This is a genomic window from uncultured Aquincola sp., assembly GCF_964001545.1.
In the GTDB taxonomy this organism is placed as follows: Bacteria; Pseudomonadota; Gammaproteobacteria; order Burkholderiales; family Burkholderiaceae_C; genus Aquincola.
In genome coordinates this window covers 1-7,710 of record NZ_CAXFDV010000076.1, presented here as the reverse complement: position 1 = coordinate 7,710, position 7,710 = coordinate 1, and the positions used below count along the sequence as shown (strand labels likewise).

Genomic DNA, 7,710 nt, shown 5'->3' with positions numbered 1-7,710 from the left:
CCCGGCCGATGCCGGGCTGCGGCTGCTGCTGGCCCACCAGCCCCGCAGTGCGGCCGGCGCGGCCGAAGCCGGCTTCGACGTGCAGCTGTCGGGCCACACCCACGGCGGGCAGATCTGGCCCTGGGGCTTTTTCGTGCGCTTGCAGCAGCCGTTCACCGCCGGGCTGGACCGGCTGGGGCGGCTGCAGGTGTACACCAGCCGCGGCACCGGATACTGGGGGCCTCCGCTGCGGCTCGGTGCGCCGTCGGAGATCACTTGCGTGCGCTTCATCCAATCCAACAGGGAGTTCTCATGAAAACCATCGACGAGATGCTGAACCTGGACCTGCTCACGCCTGAACAGCACCACCAGATCGGCGCCTGGATCGCCCGCGCGGCCACGCCCGACGACATCCTGGCGATGCCCGCCGCGCTGTGGGAGGCGGTGGAGCGCGCCAGCGCGGTGATGGGCGTGGACGCCGACCTGCTGCGCCCGCCGGCGCTGGATGCCGGCGGCCTGAGCCTGGGCAGCTAGCCCCAGCCCCGGGCCGCGCAGGGCCCGGTCAGGCCGCGGGCTGCCGGGTCTGAGCCTGCGACTGCGCCTGCGCCGTCCAGCGGTGCACCACGTTCAGCAGCTGCTGCGCCACCACCGGCTTGGTGAGGAAGTCGTTCATGCCGACCGCCAGGCAGGCGGCGCGGTCTTCGGCGAAGGCGTTGGCCGTCAGCGCCACCACCGGGATGGTGGCGTTGTGGGTGCCCGCCACCCCGTTGCGGATGCGGCGGGTGACCTCCAGCCCGTCCATGTCGGGCATCTGCCAGTCCATCAGCACCAGGTCGAAGCGGTGCTGGCGCAGCAGGGCCAGCGCGCTGCGGCCGTCGTCGGCGCTTTGCACGCCCAGGCCGGCATTGGCCAGCATCGCGGTGACGATCATCTGGTTGGTGGGGTCGTCGTCCACCACCAGCAGCCGCAGCGCAGGCAGGCCGAGCGGCGGTGCGGCCGATGGTGGCTCGGCGGTGTCCGGCGGCGGGCCATCGCGCCGCCAGCCCAGGCGGCTGACCAGCGCGGCCCGCAGCACCGGCTTGAGCACGCTGCGCGGCAGCTGCAGGTGCTCGCGGGCGCGGTCGGCCGCGTGGGAGGGCGCATCGTTCATCGCGATCACGCGCTCGGGGTCAAGCGTGTCGGCGCAGCGCTCCAGCAGCGCCCAGGCCTGGGCCGATTCGGTGGCCACCAGCAGCCAGGGCGCTTCGTCACCGGCGGCCTGGACTGCGGCCAGCCGGTCGTGCAGCCACTGCGCATCGGTCACACGTTCAGCCGGCACCTGCATGCGCTGCAGCATCGCGGCCAGTGCCTCGGCGCTGGGCTCGTGCGGCTCGAAGAAGTAGAGCGGCGCCACCGGCCGCGGCTGCGCCGGCTCGGCCGCTGCCGCGTCGGCCGCGTCGGCGGCAGGCAGGGGCACCTCGAAGCGGAAGGTGCTGCCCACGCCGGGCTGGCTGTCCACCGCGATGTCGCCGCCCATGGCCCGCACCAGCTCGCGCGAGATGGTCAGGCCCAGCCCGGTGCCGCCGAAGCGGCGGGTGGTGGCTTCGTCGGCCTGCGCAAAGGGCTGGAAGATGTCGCGGGTGGCGTCCAGGTCCATGCCCACGCCGGTGTCCGCCACGCTGAAGCACACCCAGCCCGGCGCGCCCATCGGCGCCGTGACCCGCAGCACCACCTGGCCTGCGGGCGTGAACTTGACGGCATTGCCCAGCAGGTTCAGCAGCACCTGGCGCAGCCGCATCGGGTCGCCCAGGCGCCAGGCGCCCAGCGTGGGGTGGATGATGGCCGCCATCGCCAGGCCGCCGGCGCGCGCCGCCACCGAGGCGGTGGCCACCGCGGCTTCCACGCAGTCCACCAGGTTGAAGGCTTCCTGCGACAGCGTGAGCGCACCCGACTCGATGCGGGCCACGTCCAGCACGTTCTCGATCAAGGCCAGCAGGTTGGCGCCGCTCTGGCCGATGGTCTCGATCAGCTGGGCGCGGTGGCTGGCCTGCCCGCCCTGCTGCAGCAGCTGCGTGGCGCCCAGCACCGCATTGAGCGGGGTGCGCAGCTCATGGCTCATGTTGGCCAGGAAGCGCGTCTTGGCCAGCGAGGCGGCCTCGGCCCGTTCCTTCTCCTGCGCCAGCTCCTGCGTGCGCTGGGCCACGCGTTCTTCCAGCGTGCGGTTGGCATGGGCCAGCGCCTCGTCGCGCTGCTGCACCTGGTCGAGCATCTCGTTGAAGGCGCGCACGGCCTGGCCCACTTCGTCGCGGCCTTCGCCTTCCAGCCGGCGCGAGTAGTCGCGCTGCTCGGCGATGCGCGCCGCGGTGCGGCCCAGGGCCGTCATCGGGCCGGTGATGCGGGCGGCGATGCGCCGCACCAGCGGCAGGCTGACCATCAAGGCCAGCAGCTGCGCCAGGATGAGCGCGGCGCCGCCCACGGCCAGCTGGCGGTAGCTTTGCAGCTCGTCCAGCTCCACCGTGACGCTGCCCAGCGCCTGGCCGCCCGGGCTCACCGGCGCGGTGACCACCAGGCGGCCGAAGCCGGGGCGGGGCGCGGTGTTGTCGTTGAGCCCGGCTTCCAGGTAGCGGGCGCGCACCTGGCCGGTGGCGTCGCGCACCCAGGCGCCGCGCACGTTGCTGCGCACGCGCAGCACGGCCAGCGTGTCGTGCGCGGCCTGCAGGTCGCCGAAGGCCAGCGGCGCTTCCAGCGCAAAGGCGATGGTGCGGGCCAGCTCCTCGGCTTCGCCCTGGGTGCGGCGGTCTTCGAACCACAGGGCCACCGTCAGCAGCGCCACCAGCGACAGCAGTGCGGTGAGCGAGGCGGCGAACACGAACAGGCGCGGCAGGCGGCGGCGCAGCGGCTGGTCGGCCCGGGCGGACCACCAGCGCTCCAGCGGCGCGGGCCGGCGGCGGCGCTTCATCGTCGGCCTCCGTCGCGCAGCACCTCGCGCGCGAGCTTGAGCACGCCGGCGCGCACGTTCAGGTTGGCCCGCTGCAAGGCGGCCAGGTTGACGTCGAAGCGCAGCGCGTCGTTCACCACCACCAGCTCCACCATGCCGCCGCGGCTGGCAAAGCCGTCCACTTGCGCCATGGTCAGCACGGGCTCGTCGGGCGGGGGCAGCAGCTCGGTCAGGCGGCGCGGGGCACTGTCGTCGAAGTACATCAGGTGGCAATGGGCGGCCGGCGCGGCCAGCGCGGTGTGGCCGGTGGCGGCGGGCATCAGCTGCAGCTGCATCGGCCGCCCGGGCACCGGCGCGGCCAGCTGGCGGCGAAAGGCATCGGCCAGCGTGGCGCTGTCGTGCAGCACGCACAGCTGCAGCGGCATGTCTTCGCTGGCGAAGGTGTCGGCCGGCCATTGCACGAAGCGGGCAAAGGTGACCACCACGCGCGCCTTGGCCTGGGCATCGCTGCCGATGGACTGGGCGCTGGCAGCGGCGGGCAGCCAGGCCAGGGCGACGGCCAGCGACAGCATCGCCAGGTGGCGGGGCCAGGCGCGGGCGCCTATGGGGGGGCGGAACAGCTGGCCCATGGTCAGAAGCGGCGGCCCAGCTGCAGCCACCAACTGCGGCCGTCCTGCGCCAGGCTGGCCTGCTGGTGCTCGGGGCCGGCGGGGTCGGCATAGCGCCGGTCCAGCAGGTTGTAGGCGCTCAGGCTGGCTTCCCAGGGACTGCCGGGCGGCGCATAACGCAGGCGGGCGTTCACCCGCAGGTAGCTTTCGGTGCTGCCGCCTTGCAGCAGGCGGCGGTCGCCCACGCGCAGCAGGTTCAGGCCCACGCCCAGGCCGGCCACCGGCGTGGGGCTGGTGAGCGAGAGCTTCCACAGGTGCAGCGGTGCGTTGCTCAGCGGCTGGCCGGTCTCGGCGTCTTCCGCACGCTCGAAGCTGGTGCTGCCGCGCAGCTGCATGCCGCCGGCGGAGATCCAGCTGGCTTCCAGGTCGGCGCCCAGGGTGTGCACGCCGCCGCGGTTGGTGAAGCCCATCAGCCCGTCGTCGCGCCTGACCAGCTCGATGACGTCGGACATGCGCGCGCGGTGCAGCGAGCCTTGCAGTTGCCAGGCGGGCACGGGCCGCCACAGCGCCACCAGCTCGTGCGAGCGCAGCGATTCCACCCGCAGGCCGTCGGGGCGGCGCTGCAGCTCGTCTTCGTAGTACAGCTCGTTGAAGTTGGGCTCGCGGTAGGCGCTGCCGCTGAGCCACTTGAAGGTCCAGGCCGGCGTGGCCGACCAGATCAGTGCCAGCCGCGGCGTGGTGCCATGGCTGCCGTCGGTGCGGCGGTCGCTGCGCAGGCCCAGGTTCAGCAGCAGGTCGGGGCGCAGCGTCCACTCGTCCACCAGGTACAGGCCATGGCGCTCGCTGTGGCCGGCCAGCCGGGTGGCGTCGGGATCGGCCACCTGTTCCACGGCCTGGGTGATCTGCTGGCGGTAGTTGCGCTGCGTCTCCAGCCCCAGCGTCACCCGGTGGCCCAGCCAGCCGGTGTGGCGCCAGCGCAGCTCGGCGCCGTACCAGCGTGCATCGTTGCCGTTGCGCAGGTGCTGGCCGGCGGTGTTCTCGGTGCGCGAGTCGAAGGCATAGCGCGCATGGTTGGCCTGCAGCTCCAGCGTCGACTCGGGCGACAGCATGCGCCGCCAGGCCACGCTCACCATCGCATAGCGGTCGACCCAGTCGGCCGCGGTGTCGAAGGCGGTGTCGTAGGCGCCGGTGGGAATGCCCTTGGTGCGTTGCGACAGGCCCAGGCTCAGCTGCAGCTCGTCGTGCTGCAGCTTGGCAAACAGCTTGTCGGCCCGTTCGCCATCGCGGCCGTGCGCGGTGCCCAGCGGGTTGCCGGGGCTGGCGTATTCGGGGTAGTGCAGGTCGGTGCCGGGGCGGTTCTCGGTGGCCAGGCCCAGCAGCACGCGCTGGCCGCCCCAGTTGCCGCCCCAGGCGGCGGTGGCGCGGCGCTGGCTGTGGCTGCCGATGCCCACGCTGCCCTGGCCGCCGGCCAGCTGCGCGGGCGAGCGGGTGATGACGTTGACCACGCCGGCCACCGCATTGCCGCCATACAGCGCCGAGCCGGGACCGGGGATGAACTCCACCCGGTCGATCAGCGAGACGTCGATCGGGAAGTCGCGGTCCATCGGCGCGGATTCGTAGAGCGCGTCGTTCACCCGCACGCCGTCCACCAGCACCAGCAGGCGCGAGCTGTAGTCGCCCGGGCGCGTGATGCCACGCAGGCCCACGTAGCTGTAGGCGCGGTCATAGCGCAGGTGCACGCCGGGCAGGCTTTCCAGCACCTCGCCCAGCGTGCGGTAGCCCTGGGCGGCGATTTCGCCGCCTGTGCGCACCGCCGCCGCGCCGGGCGCAGTGCGCATGTCCTGGGCGCGCTTGCTGGCGGCGTCCAGCCGGCTGGCGCCGTACACCGGCTGGGCCAGCGCGGCGGCCAGATCGGCGTCGTCGGGGGGCTCGGCGGCATGCAGCGGCAGGCCGGGCAGGCACAGGGTCAGCGCCAGCCAGAAGCGGCGCCACGAAGAAGGGGCAGGTGAGGGCAAGGGCGTACAGCTCGAAGACAGGGGCGTGCACCGGCAGGGTGCATCGCAGGGGCTGCCTGTCATCGGGAGCGCAGCACGCTGCTTGACCATGCCGCCCGCCGTGGTGGTTCGGTTCGTGACGGAATCGACGCACGGCGTGCCGCGTACGGCCACGCGCTGCCGCCCGCTGCCCACGCGCCGCTCACTGAAGCCGACATGCCACCTCCGCGCTTGCCACTGCCGCCGGCATTGTGGGAGCGAGCGGCGCCGGGCGGCATGCGTAACAACACGGGCGGGCGGCCGCCACTCAAGGCGGCGCAGCAGGCGCCGAAACCTCCCTCATGGACACCTGCGACCCCGCCTTCGCCCCTTCCTTCCACGACCACCGCGGTGGCCGCCTGCACCGCTTCATGGAGTCCGCGGACATCAACGCGGCCTTCCGCGAAGTGTTCAGGCCGCTGCGCAGCAACATCCGCCGCGGCATGAGCGTGCAAGGCCAGGTCTACGGCATCGAGATGGACACCTGCATCCCCGGCGAGATGCTGGCCACGGCGTGGATTCCGCCTTCCAGCCGCGGCGTCGACCAGCCGCTGCTGCTGGAAGACACCCAGCGCCGCCGCATGCTGTTCGCGCGCCTGTTCGCCGAGCGGCGGCCCGAGCAGCTGTTCGCCTACGTCAGCGAACGCCGCACCGGCCACCGCCAGGCGGTGCTGTATGTGGAGATCGCGTCGGAAGACGGCCTCTTCGCCGCCGACTACCCGCTGGAAGTGGGCACCGGCTGGCAGCGCCGCGAACTGGTCGCGGTGCCGCACCGGCGGCTGGATCCGGTGAACGCCGGCTGAGCTTCGTCAGCCGCCGGCGCGCCCTCGCCGGGCGGCCATGAGCAGCATGCCGCCGCCCAGCAGCATCAGCAGGCTGCTGCCCGCTTCCGGCACCGGCGACACGGTGCCACGCACCTCGATCGCGTTCAGGCCCGAGTGCACCATCCAGCTGGCGCCGCCATCGGTCGAGTTGGCGAAGTCGTGCGCGCGGGCACCCACATCGGAGAGGTACGGCGAGCCGAAGTCGCCCGAGATGGCGCCGGCCGCTTCCAGGTAGCGCAGGCCCGCCGGCACCGAGCCGCGCATCACCAGCCTACGCAGCCCTTGCGAAAGCCGACGGTTTCCGACGGCGCAACCGTGCGCCATGCAGCCAGCCCTGCCTTCACGCCTCAACCGTTGCGGAAGAGGAAGCTGTAGGCGTTGAGCGCCGGCACGCCGCCCAGGTGGGCGTACAGCACGCGCGAGCCGGCCGGGAAGGCCTTCTTGCGCACCAGATCGATCATGCCGTGCATCGACTTGCCCTCGTACACCGGGTCGGTGAGCATGCCTTCGGTACGCGCGCACAGGCGGATGGCTTCCAGCGTGCCTTCGTTGGGCAGGCCGTACTCGGGGCCGCCATACTCGGTGTGCAGCACCACGTCGGCCGCGGTGATGGGCTGGCCCAGCTCCACCAGCTCGGCCGTGTGGCGGGCGATGCGCAGGATCTGCGCATGCGTCTGCTCGGGCTTGGCCGAGGCGTCGATGCCGATCACCCGGTCGGCCCGGCCGTCGGCCGCGAAGCCCACCACCATGCCGGCCTGCGTGCTGCCGGTGACCGAGCACACCACGATGTAGTCGAAGCGGAAGCCCAGCTCGGCTTCCTGCGCGCGCACCTCCTCGGCAAAGCCGACGAATCCCAGCCCGCCCAGCGGATGCTCCGAGCAGCCGGCCGGGATGGGGAAGGGTTTGCCGCCGGCCTGGCGCACCTCGTCCATCGCCTGCTGCCAGCTGGGGCGGATGCCGATGTCGAAGCCGGCCGCATCCAGCCGCACGTCGGCGCCCAGGATGCGCGACAGCTGGATGTTGCCCACGCGGTCGTACACCGCGTCGCTGTAGTTCACCCAGTTCTCCTGCACCAGCACGCACTTCAGGCCCAGGTGCGCAGCCACCGCGGCCACCTGGCGCGTCTGGTTGCTCTGGATGCCGCCGATGGACACCAGCGTGTCGCAACCCTGGGCCAGCGCCTCGGGGATCAGGTACTCGAGCTTGCGGGTCTTGTTGCCGCCGAAGGCCAGGCCGCTGTTGCAGTCCTCGCGCTTGGCATACAGCTGCACCTCGCCGCCCAGGTGGGCCGACAGGCGCTTGAGCGGCTGGATGGGCGTGGGCCCGAAGGTGAGCGGGTAGCGGGCATG

The 7,710-nt window shown here is 72.6% G+C and carries 7 protein-coding genes and 1 pseudogene; 3 read left to right on the top strand and 5 right to left on the bottom strand.

Going from position 1 to position 7,710, the window contains the following annotated elements:
- Together ABNT58_RS02790 and ABNT58_RS02785 are read left to right on the top strand one after the other, a co-directional pair.
- Positions 1-295 (top strand): annotated as a pseudogene (locus ABNT58_RS02790) (metallophosphoesterase); the annotation flags it as partial.
- Positions 292-513, top strand: a complete 222-nt coding sequence (locus tag ABNT58_RS02785) for a hypothetical protein (RefSeq protein WP_348751989.1) — start codon at positions 292-294, stop codon at positions 511-513. The pseudogene ABNT58_RS02790 and the gene ABNT58_RS02785, both read left to right, overlap by 4 nt.
- A 28-nt stretch (positions 514-541) precedes the next feature.
- Here ABNT58_RS02785 and ABNT58_RS02780 read toward each other — a convergent pair whose 3' ends face one another.
- Genes ABNT58_RS02780 through ABNT58_RS02770 form a run of 3 tightly spaced genes read right to left on the bottom strand, consistent with a single transcriptional unit; the run spans position 542 to position 5,519 of the window.
- On the bottom strand, positions 542-2,917 hold the full coding sequence (locus ABNT58_RS02780) for an ATP-binding protein (protein WP_348751988.1): 2,376 nt from the start codon (positions 2,915-2,917) through the stop codon (positions 542-544).
- Complete coding sequence (locus tag ABNT58_RS02775; protein WP_348751987.1) at positions 2,914-3,525, bottom strand: YfiR family protein; 612 nt, start codon at positions 3,523-3,525, stop codon at positions 2,914-2,916. Before ABNT58_RS02775 ends, ABNT58_RS02780 begins: the two co-directional genes overlap by 4 nt.
- Before the next feature lie 2 nt (positions 3,526-3,527).
- Positions 3,528-5,519, bottom strand: a complete 1,992-nt coding sequence (locus tag ABNT58_RS02770) for a TonB-dependent receptor (protein ID WP_348751986.1) — start codon at positions 5,517-5,519, stop codon at positions 3,528-3,530.
- 320 nt (positions 5,520-5,839) lie between these two features.
- On the opposite strand from ABNT58_RS02770, the gene ABNT58_RS02765 reads away from it, so the two are divergent.
- On the top strand, positions 5,840-6,340 hold the full coding sequence (locus tag ABNT58_RS02765; RefSeq protein ID WP_348751985.1) for a hypothetical protein: 501 nt from the start codon (positions 5,840-5,842) through the stop codon (positions 6,338-6,340).
- A 6-nt stretch (positions 6,341-6,346) separates the two neighbouring features.
- On the opposite strand, the gene ABNT58_RS02760 is transcribed toward ABNT58_RS02765, so the two are convergent.
- Together ABNT58_RS02760 and ABNT58_RS02755 are read right to left on the bottom strand one after the other, a co-directional pair.
- Positions 6,347-6,625: a hypothetical protein gene (locus ABNT58_RS02760; protein ID WP_348751984.1), complete on the bottom strand. Its 279-nt coding sequence runs from the start codon at positions 6,623-6,625 to the stop codon at positions 6,347-6,349.
- Between the two features lie 83 nt (positions 6,626-6,708).
- Positions 6,709-7,710, bottom strand: a 1,002-nt coding sequence (locus tag ABNT58_RS02755; protein ID WP_348751983.1) for a 1-aminocyclopropane-1-carboxylate deaminase, incomplete at its 5' end; no start/stop codon positions are given.